Annotated in this window: 7 protein-coding genes and 2 pseudogenes; 7 read left to right on the forward strand and 2 right to left on the reverse strand. The window is 61.7% G+C overall.

Features of this window, described 5'->3' with window-relative positions; translation table 11 throughout:
- Positions 1 to 191: 191 nt before the first annotated feature.
- Positions 192 to 1,625 carry an alpha,alpha-trehalose-phosphate synthase (UDP-forming) gene (otsA, locus tag OKW27_RS35590; RefSeq protein ID WP_429336216.1) on the reverse strand — a complete coding sequence of 478 codons (1,434 nt, stop codon included), beginning with the start codon at positions 1,623 to 1,625 and terminating at the stop codon, positions 192 to 194.
- Positions 1,626 to 2,700: 1,075 nt separating this feature from the next.
- Here otsA and OKW27_RS35595 point away from each other — a divergent pair.
- Positions 2,701 to 2,889, forward strand: a complete 189-nt coding sequence (locus OKW27_RS35595; RefSeq protein WP_429336217.1) for a hypothetical protein — start codon at positions 2,701 to 2,703, stop codon at positions 2,887 to 2,889.
- Positions 2,890 to 3,105: 216 nt separating this feature from the next.
- On the opposite strand, the pseudogene OKW27_RS35600 reads toward OKW27_RS35595, so the two are convergent.
- Positions 3,106 to 3,348 (reverse strand): annotated as a pseudogene (locus tag OKW27_RS35600) (transposase); the annotation flags it as partial.
- A 337-nt stretch (positions 3,349 to 3,685) separates the two neighbouring features.
- Between OKW27_RS35600 and OKW27_RS35605 the strand changes: the two are divergent.
- The 6 genes and pseudogenes from OKW27_RS35605 (at position 3,686) to OKW27_RS35630 (ending at position 14,696) form a co-directional block, all read left to right on the forward strand.
- Positions 3,686 to 4,003, forward strand: a complete 318-nt coding sequence (locus tag OKW27_RS35605) for a hypothetical protein (RefSeq protein ID WP_429336218.1) — start codon at positions 3,686 to 3,688, stop codon at positions 4,001 to 4,003.
- A gap of 267 nt (positions 4,004 to 4,270) precedes the next feature.
- Complete coding sequence (locus OKW27_RS35610; protein ID WP_429336219.1) at positions 4,271 to 5,782, forward strand: ATP-binding protein; 1,512 nt, start codon at positions 4,271 to 4,273, stop codon at positions 5,780 to 5,782.
- A gap of 265 nt (positions 5,783 to 6,047) precedes the next feature.
- Complete coding sequence (locus OKW27_RS35615) at positions 6,048 to 7,046, forward strand: efflux RND transporter periplasmic adaptor subunit (protein WP_429336220.1); 999 nt, start codon at positions 6,048 to 6,050, stop codon at positions 7,044 to 7,046.
- A 12-nt stretch (positions 7,047 to 7,058) separates the two neighbouring features.
- The gene (locus OKW27_RS35620; RefSeq protein ID WP_429336221.1) at positions 7,059 to 10,133 is read left to right on the forward strand and encodes an efflux RND transporter permease subunit; all 3,075 of its coding nucleotides are present in this window, start codon (positions 7,059 to 7,061) and stop codon (positions 10,131 to 10,133) included.
- Positions 10,130 to 13,281 (forward strand): annotated as a pseudogene (locus OKW27_RS35625) (efflux RND transporter permease subunit). Before OKW27_RS35620 ends, OKW27_RS35625 begins: the two are co-directional and overlap by 4 nt.
- Positions 13,278 to 14,696 carry an efflux transporter outer membrane subunit gene (locus OKW27_RS35630; protein WP_429336222.1) on the forward strand — a complete coding sequence of 473 codons (1,419 nt, stop codon included), beginning with the start codon at positions 13,278 to 13,280 and terminating at the stop codon, positions 14,694 to 14,696. Before OKW27_RS35625 ends, OKW27_RS35630 begins: the two are co-directional and overlap by 4 nt.
- Positions 14,697 to 14,843 lie beyond the last annotated feature (147 nt).

A 14,843-nucleotide genomic window follows, 5' to 3' on the forward strand; every position in this document is an offset into this window, starting at 1 on the left:
AGGATGGCCCGGTCACACCTATGAGCGTGGGTGAGCGGGCACATGACAGGGCTGGAAAACCGGTGCAACACCAAACCGGCAGGCCCGAGTCTGCATGTGCTCTTCAGCGGGGCTGCAACGCGATGTCGCGTGGGTACTCGAGCCGATTGCCTCGTCGGCGTAGGGCGGCACGATGCGCCAATCGCCGTCGGTTAGCTCGCGCGATCGGCTGAATGTCCCAGCACCGGTTCACGGTCGTCACTGCGCTCTGCAGCCGAGAGATCCCTCAGAAAACTCGAACTCCACCAGTGCACATCGAACTGGCGGATCCGCCCCATCAATGCTGCGTGACGACTGATCCGTTCTTCGATTGACATCGTCAGCGCACGCTGAATGACCTGCGCTGTCCCGTGCGTATCGTACGGATTCACAAGAAGAGCTTCTTTCAATTGTTCCGCTGCGCCGGCAAATCGGGAGAGAACCAGCACGCCGGGATCGCCTGGGTCCTGCGCGGCGATAAACTCCTTGGCGACCAGGTTCATCCCGTCGCGCAGTGGCGTGACAAGCGCGACGCGGCTTGCGCGATATAGTCCCGGTAGCCGCTTACGGGCGACGTTGCGATGAATATAACGAACCGGCATCCAGTCAAGTTCGCCGAAGTCACCGTTTATCGCGCCGCAGAGGCTGTCCATCTCGCGGCGCAGATCGTCATAGGCACCCACGTCTTCCCGGCTCGGGGACGCGATCTGGATGAGTGTTGCACTGTTGCGGTTCTCGGGGTAGTTCGCGAGAAGCTCACGAAACGCGTGCACGCGCTGCGGTAGACCCTTTGAGTAATCCAGCCTGTCGACGCCGAGAAGCAGGCGGCGTCGGGAGTACTCCTGTCGCATACGATCGAACATTTCGACACCCTCCCGGTCCTGCGCGAGAGCGGCGAACTCATCGACGTCGATTCCTATCGGATACGCCCCGACCCGCAACGTGCGATTGAAGGCCCGAAGCTGTGCGCCGGGTAGCGCGTCAGCACCGGCTTCGGACTCTACGTAGTGCGTAAAATGCGTTACATCCGCTTCGCTCTGGAAGCCGGCCAGATCGTAGGCGAATAGTGAACGCATGAGCCATTCGTGCTCTGGAATGGCCGCCATGATGAGAGGCGGTGGCATCGGGACATGCAGAAAGAATCCGATCCGGTTGCCGCACCCCATCGCTCTGAGTTCGGCAGCAAGGGGGATCAGGTGATAGTCATGGACCCAGATGATGTCGTCGGGCCTGAGCAACGGTAGCAGCTCTCGCGCGAACAGCTGGTTGACCCGCCGGTACCCTGCTGCGAATCGTACATCAAAATTCGCAAGGTCCAGCCGGTAGTGGAATACCGGCCATAAGACATCGTTCGCGTATCCCAGATAGTAGCTATCGTAATCCTGCTGGTTCAGGTCAAGCGTCGCCAGTTGTATGTTCCCGATTGTTTGCAGTTTGACGCTGGTCTCGCTGTCAGATTCGGGTGCCGCGTCGCGAATCTTGCCGCTCCAGCCAAACCACATCCCACCTGTCTGTTGCAGACTCTCTTTTACCGCTACAGCGAGACCTCCCGCTGCGGCCTTCCGGAGGTCAGCAGTGCGATTCGAAACAACAACAAGACGGCTCACTCAATCCCCCGGTTGGATACCGCAGCGCAAGGCAAGGGCGTGAGCGTGTTATCAGCAGGTCCGATTTGCCCAGCGCTACCGCTTGTCGCGAGGACAAAACCGCCTTTACCAAGCGTCCGTTCATTACTACAGTGTGTAAGCAATCGTAACACAGTAGTGTCAGCGCTATTCAAAGCCGCAAAGTTCACTTCACGCTTGGCAAACGGCGAATTACTCGAATCAACCTTCGCAATATCGCCCTGATTGCAGAGCGGGACATCGAGAGAAATTTTGCACTGTATCAATTGTCGTTGCAAACGCTTATCGAGCGGCTGCGGCAACCTCGCATCATGACTTTGCCGCTGGCGGTACGGTGGCAGGTTCTTTTCGATCGCATGGCAACCCGGGGGATCGCTTGGAACCGTTCTGGTCGTCGATCGCTCGGGTCGCGTTTTGCTCGACTCGGATGATGCGACGCCTGAACAGGTAAGTGTGGCGAGTCAAAAATATTTCATCGTTCAACGAGACGATCCGCACGCGGGCTTTTATATCAGTGATCCCTATTCTTCCCCATTGCGTTTGGGCACGCCCAGCATAGCCCTGAGCAAGCGGATATCCGAGTCAGACAAATCGTTCGGTGGAATCGTCGTCCTGGTCGTCAGTCTCGACTACTTTCGCGCCTTGCTGCTTCGCTAATCGGGAAGGATGGCGTCACGATCATGCGTCAACCTCTCGGTAATGGGATCCTTGGGAAGGACATCAGCCAGTCCCATACATTTCGGCGATTCATCTCGGCAGAGCGTCGTTCGCCAAGTCACGTAGCCCGCGCGAGTGATCGCTGGATATTTCGGTCTTCATGGAGAGTTACTCCCTTCGCGTTCAGTTTTGCGCTCGCCGACGAAGCCAGCATGACAGCCACTCCGGCGATCTCATCGACGTCGCCGAAGGCCCAGAAGCGCGCCTGGCGCGCCCCGGACTGCGGAGTACTCCATGCGCCCTCAGCTTTTCAGCATCCGTATTACCCAGCTTCTCGACATATGTTTTGGGGCTAGCCGATAGTCACTGCCGAAAAGACCCGTTAATTCCAGGCTCATGCGTGAAAGACACAACCGAATCTCCCTCATCGCGCGCTGACCATGTTTATTTCAGCGTGCGCGAACAGCGCGTTCGCGGTGGCCGCGAGATGGTGGCACTCGACGAAGCCTTTCACGAGGCGTTGGTCGTCGCCGCCGGCAACGCCGAGTTGAGCGCCGAATGCGTGGCTTCCGAGCCCCAGAGAAATTGATTAGGCATCGGATCGAAGCAACGCATTCAGATCCCGTCGACGTCGACCGAGCTTTCGTCGTGCGCGAGCAACTGGCTGTCCGGCAGGCGCAAGGGCACGAGGCTGTCAGCGAGTTCAGGCTGATCTGCGTGTTGACCGCCAGCTCGAGTTCGCCATCATGCCTCACACGCGCGCGAATGGACGAACGGGACGAACGGCCCAGCTGAGCCGCTTACGAGTCAATTGCCCGATCTTCGCGTGCAACACCTTCACATCGACCGGGGGCTTGGCCGATGTCTGGCCCGTCTCGAACACTTCGGCAACACGCTCTTGCAGTTGCTTCTTCCAGTCCGTGATCCGGTTCGGATGCACATCAAACTGCTGGGCCAGCTCGGCCAGCGTCTTGTCGCCCTTGAGCGCCGCGAGTGCCACCTTTGCCTTGAACGCCGGTGAGTGTGTCCGTCGGTTGCGTTTCGTCATCTTCTGGTTCCTTGTTGCCGGCCATGATGACCGACTCACGTCCCGGCTTTTCCACTTACCGACCTGTCCGAATTCTCTCGGCGCCACTTCTGGCGCCGCCATGCGATCAGCAGCAGTAGCTGTGAAGTTCGAAAAGAACTCCATATCCTCGTCCCAACAGGGGTGGATAGGTGTCGTAGTGCTACATGAGCAATCAATCATCGTCATGCACCCGCCAGTGCCAAAGTGACATCTTTTGACACACCTTTCCAACAGATTTGAGGTCGCGATCTCTGTACATTCTCTTCTCTCGGCGCGCGATCCACTTCGTGCGCCCTCTATGTAAAGGAGGATGCTCATGAAAATTCGAACGTTTGCCATGCTGGTGGGTGGGGCTTTGCTCACATCCATGACTGCTTCCGCATTCGCCGGCGTGGTCGTCGGTGTCGCCGTGCCGGCCCCCGTCGCTGTCGTTCCGGCGACACCTGTCTATGCGCCGCCGACCGTGGTCGTGCAAAACGGTTACGCAGCCGCCGCCGTGCCGGCGGCAGTCGCACCGGTTGTGACGGTTGCGCCAGCGCCCCCACCTCCCATGGCGGTCGTCGTCATGCCGCGTCGCGTCTGGATGCCTGGTCACTGGGTAGGTGGGGTTTGGGTGGCCGGTCACTGGTCGTGAAATCCCTGCGCCGAACCCGTCTCGTGCAATACATCACCCCGGTCCATCAAAGCAGCAAAGCCATGTTGCACATCGCTTCGGCGCCAACGCTGCTCGCCGCGGTCTAATGGTTGCCGACTTTGTGCTGCTGGGCGTCCTCGGTGCACTTACGGTTGGAGGGTGCATGAGGCTGAATGGACGTGCACCCAAACGATTGTCCCCCGCAGCGATAATTCACCATCGTTTAACAGCTTGGCATAGCAGTGCACAGTGCCGTATGCGGCGCTAATGAACCTGGCGGAGCTCGCGCGACGCTATGGCAATTCGTCCGCCATCCTTTGGGACGCGCTGTACGGCATGACCGCGCAAGTGGATGAGTGCCTTTCCCGGGCAAGGATGCAGAGGACCCACACTGCGATCCCGGGACCGGTCAATCGAATGCAAAAGGCATCTGACTGTTTTACGTATACCTGCGTAGCAGGTCATCGAGAGAGCGAGATGAAAGGAAGCGGTATGTCGGTATGGCCGGGTTCCCTTTTCGCGCGCAACGTATTGCTGTTGATTGTACTGATGCTGACAAGTCAGATCCTGGTCTTTGCCGTCTATCTGAACTTTATCCAGAAGCCAAGAGTTGACGATGGCGCAGCGCTCGTGGCATCGCAGATCCGGATCCTGGACCGGCTGTTGTCAGTCCTGCCGGACGACGAGCGAAACCGGCAACTGCTCGAAATGAACGGAGCGCCCCAAGGTGAACTGCCGCCGCCACAGGCTCGCGACGGGTTGCCTCCCGACTACATGGCGCACCGCTTTTTCGGTCGACTGGCATCGGAACTCGCCCCGGACGAACAGCTTCGCTGGGAGCGCGACGGGCACCGGATCTGGGTGCGTCTCCATGTGCAGGACGTGCGGTACTGGGTGGCGCTGCGTGGAACGTCGGCCATGAGCAGTACGCTGCCTTGGGCGCTGATCGGCCTGTTGTTAAGTGCGGCCACCCTTCCTGCTCTTGGGGCCTATCTGATCCACCGGCCGGTCGAACAGGCGCTGCGCCGGCTGGCGCGCGCTGCCGGCACCATCGAGCGTGGCGTTTGGCCCGAAGCGGTTCCCGTGAGCGGCCCGCGCGAGCTGGCAACAGTAGCGGAGGCGTTCAACCGGATGGCGTCGACGCTCGAAGATCTCGAAGCGACGCGCACCGAAATGCTTGCGGGCATATCGCATGACATCCGCACGCCGCTGACCAAGCTGCGCATGGCCATCTTCGCGCCGGAGTCATTCGAGGCCCCGGCCGCCAGTGCGGAACGCTTTGTCGAGGAGATCGACACGATCGTCCAGCAGTTTATCGATTTCGCCCGTGGGTGGGATAGCGAACCGGCGACGCACGGCGATCTGAACGCGCTGATCGAACAGCTCGCCGCCGACTATGCAGGTCTCGGTCGCACGTTCGAACTGTCGCTCGCGGAATTGCCACCTATTGTGTTCCGACCGGTCGGCATGCAGCGCCTATTGATGAACCTGATGCAGAACGCGGTCGTGTACGGTCAGGTCGGGCTCGCAGTCCGGACTACCGTGGACGCGCGAAGTGTCACGATTGCGGTTGAGGATCGGGGGCCGGGCCTGCCTCAAGAGCTTCTGTCGTTGATCAAGCAACCATTCCGGCGCGGCTCAGAGGCGGATCGAAAGGGCGGGAGCGGCCTCGGCCTCGCGATAGCGGAGCACGTCGCACAGCAGCATGGCGGCACGCTCGATCTCTTCCAGAATGCGCCGTCCGGACTCAAGGCCGTGGTGCAAATTCCCATTCCTTAACGGGCGCTTGTCGGCGCGATGACTGCGCCGTCGTCGCGGTGTCGCACGGCCTTCGACTTAATGTGATGCTCGAGCACCGCCCAAAGGGTCTGGCAGGGCAGCGTGAGCATTTGATGAGATGGCCATTTTTCATGGTTGTGTGATGAAAAACCTCACAAGATACTTTGCGATACTTAGTATATTCATGGCCGGCGTCGTGGCCGTTGGGTGGTTCCACCAGGCTCACGGTCACCGTCAGACGGCTGTCGCACCAGATCCGATCCCCGTGAGCGCGGTTGCGGCTTCGGTTACCGATGTTCCTGTCTATATCGACTCGCTCGGCACCGTGACACCGACACGGACCGTCACGGTCATCACGCAGGTCAACGGGATACTGCGTTCCGTCGATTTCAGCGAGGGGCAGACGATCAGGAAAGGACAGGTGATTGCACGCATCGATTCGCGGGCGCTCGAAGCGCAGTTGCTGCAGGCACAGGGTACGCTGCGTCATGACCAGGCTGTACTCGCAAACGCGAAACTGGACCTGCAACGTTATCAGCAGCTGATCAAAGCGGGCTCGATTACGCAGCAGACGCTCGATACGCAAGTTGCTACCGTCCAGGAGGACGAAGGCACCGTGCTGGCGGACACGGGCAACGTGAACAATCTGCAGGTTCAGGTCGGCTATTGCACCATCGCATCTCCCGTGGATGGCGTGGTGGGCCTGCGCCTCGTCGACCCCGGCAACTACGTGAGCAGCACCAGCACGACCGGTATCGCGGTCGTTACGCAACTGCAGCCGGCGACCGTGACCTACTCGGTGCCGGAAGACGACCTGGGACGGATCCGGCGGGCGATGTCGCACGGGGAGGTTCAGGTGCTGGCCTATGACCGCGACGGCAAATCGTTGCTCGCGAAGGGCTCGCTGCTTGCGGTCGACAACCTCGTCAATACGAGCGCCGGCACGATCAACGTCAAGGCAGTCTTCCCCGATTCCGGCAGCGCGCTGTTTCCGAACGAATTCGTGAATGTCAGGATGCAGGTCGACACGCTGCAGCGGATTCCGGTCGTGCCGACTACGGCAATCCAGCATGGCGCGAACGGCGATTTCGTTTTCGTGATCGGCGGCGCAGGCGCAGTGGTATTGCGCAACGTGAAGACCGGACCGGTAAAAGGCGACGACACGGCGATTCTCGATGGCGGGGTGAAGGAAGGAGAGCGGGTCGCGACCGACGGTGCAGACAGGCTTGATACAGGCTCGCTCGTGAAAGTCGTGGCGCACTGAGCGGAGCCGACGATGAACGCTTCACGAATCTTTATCGAGCGACCCATTGCGACCGCGCTGTTGATGATCGCGTTGTTTCTGGCCGGGGTGCTGGGATACATCCTGCTGCCTGTTTCGGCGCTACCGGAAATCGACTATCCGACGATCCAGGTCTACACGCAGTATCCCGGCGCAAGCCCGGATGTGGTCAGTTCGTCCATCACCTCGCCGCTCGAAAGACAGCTCGGCCAGATGTCGGGGCTGAAGGCGATGAACTCGACGAGTTCGAACGGCACATCGGTGATCACGTTGCAGTTCGATCTGTCGTTCTCGCTCGACGTCGCCGAGCAGGAAGTGCAGGCCGCGATCAATGCGTCGTCGAGCTTTCTGCCGGCTAATCTGCCGTATCCGCCTGTCTACAGCAAGGTCAACCCTGCCGACCCCCCGGTGCTCACGCTGTCGCTGACATCCGACGTGCTGCCGCTGACGAAGATCGAGGACCTGGCCGATACCCGGCTTGCGCAGAAGATCTCGCAGATTTCAGGCGTGGGCCTCGTCACGATCAGCGGCGGTCAGCGGCCGGCCGTGCGGGTGCAGACCGATACCGGCGCGCTCAACGCACTCGGCATGTCGATCGACGACGTGCGCTCCGCGCTCGGCAGTGCCAACGTTGACCAGGCGAAGGGCAGTCTCGACGGAAAATACCAGTCGTATTCGATCGGTGCGAACGACCAGCTGCAATCGGCGGCGGACTATCGCGACCTGATCATCGCGTACCGGCAAGGCGCACCGGTTCGGCTGGCGCAGATCGCCAGGTCGATCGACAGCGCCGAGAATTTGCAACAGGCGGCGTGGACCAACAGCACGCCGTCTATCGTGCTGAACATCCAGCGGCAGCCGGGCGCCAACGTGATCGATGTGGTCGATAGCGTGCAGAAGCTGTTGCCGCAACTGCGGGCGAGCTTGCCCGCATCGGTGAAGGTCGCCGTGCTGACGGATCGCACGAAGACGATCCGCGCGTCGGTTGCCGACGTCGAAACGGAGCTGGCAATCGCCGTGGCGCTCGTCGTGATGGTGATCTTCGTATTCCTGCGCAATGTGCCGGCTACCGTGATTCCCGCAGTCACCGTGCCGCTTTCGCTCGTTGGCACGCTCGCGGTCGCGTACGGGCTCGGCTTTTCGCTGAATAACCTCACGTTGGTGTCGCTGACTGTCGCGACAGGCTTTGTAGTCGACGACGCGATCGTAATGATCGAGAACATTACGCGCTACATCGAGGCTGGGGAAACGCCCCTGAGGGCCGCGATCAAGGGTGCGAAGGAGATCGGCTTTACGATCGTCTCGTTGTCCGTGTCGCTGATTGCGGTGATGATCCCGTTGCTGTTCATGGGCGACGTGGTCGGGCGCCTGTTCCGCGAGTTCGCGCTGACGCTGTCGGTCGCGATCGTCCTGTCGGCGTTGGTGTCGCTGACGCTTACGCCGATGATGTGCTCGCGCATGTTAAAAGCGCAGCCACACCCGCATCGGGTCGATTTTTTCGACCGGCTCAACAGCAGGTACATACGCGGTCTCGACTGGGTGTTGTCGCATCGGCGCCTGACGATCGCATCGGTGGTGTTGACGGCCACGCTGACGTTCGTCGTGCTGATGCTGATGCCGAAGGGCTTCTTTCCCGAGCAGGACACAGGTCTGATCGAAGGTGTCGTGCAGGCCGCGCCGACCATTTCGTTCCAGCGCATGATCGGCCAACAGCAGCAGGTCGTCGACCGGATCGCACGCGATCCGGCAGTCGCAAGTCTCTCGTCGTTCGTCGGCATCGACCAGACGAGACCGACGATCAATCAGGGCACCCTGTTGATCAATCTGAAGGACAAGGGCGAGCGAGCGCGCATCGACGAGGTGATCCGCCGCCTGACCGATGACACCGCAGGCCTCGCGGGCGTGCGCCTGTTTCTGCATCCGGTGCAGGATCTGACGCTCGACGACACCGTCTCGACGACGAGCTACCGGCTCGGCGTGCAGTCGACCGATCCGGCGCTGCTCACTCGCTGGACTGGCGAGCTGGTTGGCGCGTTGCGCGGCGATCCGGCGTTTGCCGACGTGCAGAGCGAGGCGATGCAGTCAGGCAATCAGGTGCAACTCACGTTCGACCGCGATACCGCGTCGCGCCTTGGCATCACCCCGCAGGCGATCGACGATGTGCTGTACGACGCGTTTGGTCAGCGCCAGGTGTCGACGATCTACACGCAGCTGAACCAGTACCACGTGGTGCTGGTCGCGAGAAACAACGCCGACGACCTTGCGCATCTGCTTTCAGGACTCTATGTCGATACGTCGTCGGGCAGCCTCGCGCCGCTCGCGTCGATGGCGACGATGAAGGTGATGCCCGCGCCGTTGCGGATTGATCGCAAGGGCCAGTTCCCGTATGCGGACGTGTCGTTCAATCTCGCTCCCGGATACAGCCTCGGCACGGCGATCGCCCGTCTTGAGCGGGTCAAGGAACAGATAGGGTTGCCGCAGTCCGTCCAGGTGTCGCTGGAAGGATCGGCCGCGACCTTTCAGTCGTCGCTGGCGAGCGAAGGGTACCTGGTCGCCGCTGCCGTGATCGTGGTCTATCTGATGCTCGGCATCCTGTATGAGAGCTTCATTCATCCGGTCACGATCCTGTCCACGCTCCCTTCGGCGGCGCTTGGCGCACTGCTGGCGCTGCTGATGACCGGAACCCAGTTCGACATCATGGGCCTGATCGGCATCGTGCTGCTGATCGGCATCGTGATGAAAAACGCGATCATGATGATCGACTTCGCGCTGGACGGGCAGCGCAACCACGGCCTGTCCGCACACGCTGCGATCCGGCGTGCGGCTGAACAGCGCTTCCGTCCCATCCTGATGACGACGATGGCGTCGCTGTTCGGCGCACTGCCGCTCGCGTTCGGCTCCGGCATGGGCTCCGAGTTGAGGCATCCACTTGGCATCGCGATTATCGGCGGCCTGTGCGTCAGCCAGTTGCTGACCTTGTTCTCGACGCCGGTGATCTATCTGGCGATGCATCGTCTGGAAAGACGCTTTGCCGCGGACGAGCCGATCGTAACGGAGTATGTGCAATGAACCTGTCTGGCCCATTCGTCAGGCGGCCCATCGCGACGACGTTGCTGGCGGTCGCCCTTGCGTTGTTCGGTATCCTGGCATTCAGGCTGCTGCCGGTTGCGCCGCTGCCCGAAATCGACTTTCCTACGATCCTGGTGCAGGGGCAACTGCCCGGCGCCGATCCGACGACGGTGGCCACCTCGGTCACGACGCCGCTCGAGCGGCAGTTCGGCCATATTGCGGGCCTGGCCCAGATGACGTCGGTCAGCTCGCGCGGGCAAACGCAGATCACGTTGCAGTTCGACCTGAGCCGGAATATCGACGGCGCGGCACGCGACGTGCAGGCCGCGATCAACGCGGCGAAAACCAACCTGTCGCCCAACATGGACGGCAGCCCGACGTATCGCAAGGTCAATCCCGCGGATTCGCCCATCCTCGTCATCAGTCTGACCTCCGACACGGCCACGCCAGCCCAGCTTTACGACGCCGCGTCGACGGTGCTGCAACAGAAGCTGATGCAGACAACCGGCGTGGGCAACGTGGTGGTGGGCGGCGCCGCGCTGCCGGCGGTGCGGGTTGAACTGAATCCAGATCGGGTGAGCCACTACGGCATCAGTCTGGAGCAAATCCGCAGCACGATCGGGAATGCGAATGTCGATTTGCCCAAGGGATCGATGTCGGCGAGCGGGCAGAACTATTCGATCGGCGCGAACGACATGCTGTATTCGCCCGCCGACTACGGACGGCTAATCGTCAGGCAGAACAACGGCAACATCGTGCGTGTGTCGGACCTCGGCTATGTACGTCAGGATGTCGAGCAGCTTGAGAACTACGGCCTGTCGAACGGCAAGCCGGCCGTGTTGCTGGTCCTCTATAAGGAACCGGGCGCGAACGTGATCGACGCCGTCGACAACGTGAAGGCCGAACTCCCGGCGCTCGAAGCGGCGATCCCGTCGTCCATCAAGCTGGCGATTTCGGTGGACCGCACGAAGACGATCCGTGGCTCGCTGCTCGACGTCGAAATGACGCTGCTTGTATCCATCGTGCTCGTGACGGCCGTCACGTTCGCGTTCTTCCGCAGCTGGCGCGCGACGCTCATTCCGGCGATCGTCGTACCGCTGTCGCTGCTGGGTACGTTCGGGGTCATGTACGTCCTTGGCTACAGCTTGAACAACCTCTCGCTGATGGCCTTGACCATTTCGACCGGTTTCGTGGTCGACGATGCAATCGTCGTCGTCGAAAACATCATGCGGCATCTGGCGCGCGGCAAGAGGCCCATCGAGGCGGCACTCGCAGGGGCGCAGGAAGTGGGCTTCACGGTGTTTTCGATCAGCGTTTCGCTGATCGCGGTATTCGTCCCGCTGCTGTTCATGGGTGGCCTGATGGGCCGGCTGCTGCGTGAATTCTCGGTGTCGCTTTCCGTTGCGATCGTGATGTCGATGCTGATTTCGCTCACGGTCACGCCGATGCTGACGAGCATTTTCCTGCGCGCAGGACAGCAAGCCGGGAACGGCGACGAGCATCACGAGAGCGGATTTTCTCGCCTGTACGGCACGTCGTTGCGCTGGGTCATCCGGCATCCGCTATTGATGGGGGGCGTGACGGTGCTGGTGTTCGTGCTGAACCTCTGGCTGTTCACCGTGGTTCCGAAAGGCTTCTTCCCGGAGGAAGACACGGGGCTGCTGCTTGGCACGCTGCAGGCGTCGCAAAGCATCTCCTGGCACGAGATGCAGCATCAGTTCCAGATGGTCAACAAGGCGGTGCAGGAGAATCCGAACGTCGCGTTCGTGGGTGGCTTCGTGGGGGGAGCGAACGCGCTCAACAACGCACTGCTGTTCGTCACGCTCAAGCCCCTGGGTGAGCGTCGCGCGACGGCCGATCAGGTGATCGCTCAGGTGCGCCGACGGCTTGCCGATATGCCGGGGACACAGCTCTATCTGCAGTCGTTGCAGGACCTCGCGGCCGGTGGCCGACAGAGCGCCGCGCAGTACCAGTACACCCTTACTGCGGACGACCAGGCGACACTCGATCAATGGGTGCCGAAGTTAGTCGCGCAGATGCATAAGATGCCGGCGCTGGCCGACATCAACACCGACCAGCAGGACAAGAGCATGCAGGTCGGCATCGACGTCGACCGCGACTGCGCCGCGCGAATGGGCGTGAGCTTCAAAGATATCGACGAGGCGCTTTATGACGCGTTCGGCGAACGGCAGGTCTCGGCCATCTACGGGAGCGCGAATCAATATCACGTCGTGATGGAGGTGGCACCCGAGTACTGGACAAGTCCTTCGGTACTGAAGGACATCCATGTTCCGGCGAGCCCGACGCTCGCCACGAGCGGCGCGTCGACGACCGCCGCCGGGGGGCAACCGGCGCAAGCGCCGCTACGCCGTCGGCCGCGGCCCAGGCGAACGGTTCAGCGCTGGTGTCGCTCGCCGCGATGGCCCGGTTCTCGACCGACCCCAGCGCCATTTCGATCAATCACCAGGCTACGTTCCCCGCCATTACCGTATCGTTCAATCTGCGCCCCGGTGCATCGATCGGACCCGTGACGCAGCAGATCAGTCAGGCCGTCGCTGCGCTCAGAATGCCGGCGAGTATCTCCGGCGCGTTCGCGGGCACGGCAGCAGCGTTTCGTGAGTCGATGGCGAGCGAGCCGCTGCTGATCCTCGCCGCGCTGTTGTCGGTGTACGTCGTGCTCGGCATGCTGTACGAGAATCTGGTTCATCCTTTGACGATTCTCTCGACGCTGCCTTCTGCGGGCGTCGGCGCTTTGATCGCGCTGCTGCTCACTCACACGGAGCTGTCGATCATCGCGTTGATCGGCGTGCTGATGCTGATCGGCATCGTGAAGAAGAACGCGATCATGATGATCGACTTCGCGATTGCCGAAGGGCGTCAGCATGCACTGCCGCCGGAGGAGGCGATCGTGCGCGCGGGCCTGATCCGTTTCCGTCCGATCATGATGACGACGGTCGCCGCAATTTTCGGCGCGCTGCCGCTCGTGCTGGGGTCAGGCTACGGATCCGAATTCCGCAAGCCGCTCGGTATCTCGATCATCGGCGGTCTGGTGTTCAGCCAGGCCATCACGCTCTATACCACCCCTGTCATCTATCTCTGGCTCGATCGGGCGTCGCAGCGGTTGCGGCGCCGAAGGAAACACGCATGACATCGCCCATCGGATACCTGTCGGCCGTGTCGGTCGGCATGCGCTGCTGCGTCTGTGCACTCGGCGCCACGCTTTGGCTTTCGGGCTGCGCGGTCGGCCCGGACTATCACCAGCCGGCCGTAGCGATTCCAACGCAGTTCAAGGAAGCGGGCACACAGTGGCGACTTGCGGCGCCCAACCCGCAGGCATCGCTCTCAACCCGGTGGTGGGACGCGTACGACGATCCCGAGCTGTCCCGGCTCGTCGACGCAGCGCTGCAGTCGAATCAGTCGATTGCAGGCGCGGCGGCCGCCTATCGGCTCGCGCAGGCCACCGTCGCTGCAGACCGGGCGAGCTTGTTTCCGACGCTCGGTGTCGACGCGTCGGCCTCGCACAGCTCGAGCACGACGGCGGAATACGCGAAGGCCTACGCGAGTTGGGAAGTCGATCTGTGGGGCGGCGTGCGCCGGCAGATCGAGTCGGGCAAGGCGAACGCGCAGAGCGCGGATGCGACGCTTGCCGGCGAGCGCTTGTCGATTGCCGCGACGCTGGCGACCGACTATTTCGACATCCGCCAGCTCGATATCGACATCGACCTGTTGCGGCAGCAGGAGGCGGTCAACGGGCGGATTCTCGCGATCACGCGCGCAGCGCTGGCACAGGGGACCGCGTCGCAAGTCGATCTGCTGTATGCGCAGGACACGCAGGAGGCGGTTGTCGCGAACCTGCAAATTTCACAGACCTCGCGCGAGCAGGACGAGCACGCAATCGCGGCGCTCACGGGTGTGCCGCCGGCTTCGTTGTCGATTGCACCGCGGCTCGATTATGTGTTTCGCGAGCCCGAGGTGCCATCCGTGCTGCCGTCTGCGTTGCTGGAAAGACGGCCTGACGTGGTCAGCGCGGAACGCACCGCTGCTGCTGCGAACGCGCTCATCGGGGTAGAGAAGGCCGCATTCTTTCCGGACCTCGATCTACGGGCACAGGGTCTCGTGCAACACAACACCTTCGCGACGCTGTTCTCATTGCCGACCCGGATGTGGTCGCTCGGTCCCTCACTTGCCGCCACGCTGTTTGACGGTGGTGCCCGCGTGGCCGCCGTGCACAAGGCGCAGGCGACCTATGACGAAGACGTCGCATCTTACCGCGAAGCCGTGCTCACGGCGTTCCAGAACGTGGAAGACAGCCTTTCTTCGCTGAACCATCTGCGCCAGCAGGAGCACGCGTTTGCCGACATTTACCAGCGCAACCGGCAGTTGCTGGAGAGCGTCGCCGCGCAACTGACGGCCGGAACCGCGAGCGAGCAGTCCGATTTGACTCAGCAAGTGACGCTACTGACGGCCAGACAGAACCTGAACGACACGCAGGGGGCACTGGTGAAAAGCGGCGTTGGGCTGGTGAAGAAACTCGGCGGCGGCTGGATGTCGTCGAAGAGTTAGGCTCGATCCCATGATGGCGGGCGCGCCGTTGTGACGTCGTCCGCCGATCTGCGCGGTCCAGAGTCCGGTAGCGCCCACGACCGTTTTTCAAAGTCCGTGTCTCGAACTGCGTGCAAGGCCCTGTTATGTCCACTCGTGCGGTATCGC

Origin of the sequence: Paraburkholderia sp. 35.1 (genome assembly GCF_050436525.1) — a bacterium.
Taxonomy (GTDB): domain Bacteria; phylum Pseudomonadota; class Gammaproteobacteria; order Burkholderiales; family Burkholderiaceae; genus Paraburkholderia; species Paraburkholderia tuberum.

What these genes read in the sequence shown, in the direction of transcription:
- OKW27_RS35605 (WP_429336218.1), top strand. Translation starts at nt 3,686, where the DNA reads ATGAAAATTCGAACGTTTGCCATGCTGGTGGGTGGGGCTTTGCTCACA.
- OKW27_RS35610 (WP_429336219.1), top strand. Translation starts at nt 4,271, where the DNA reads ATGAACCTGGCGGAGCTCGCGCGACGCTATGGCAATTCGTCCGCCATC.
- OKW27_RS35620 (WP_429336221.1), top strand. Translation starts at nt 7,059, where the DNA reads ATGAACGCTTCACGAATCTTTATCGAGCGACCCATTGCGACCGCGCTG.
- OKW27_RS35630 (WP_429336222.1), top strand. Translation starts at nt 13,278, where the DNA reads ATGACATCGCCCATCGGATACCTGTCGGCCGTGTCGGTCGGCATGCGC.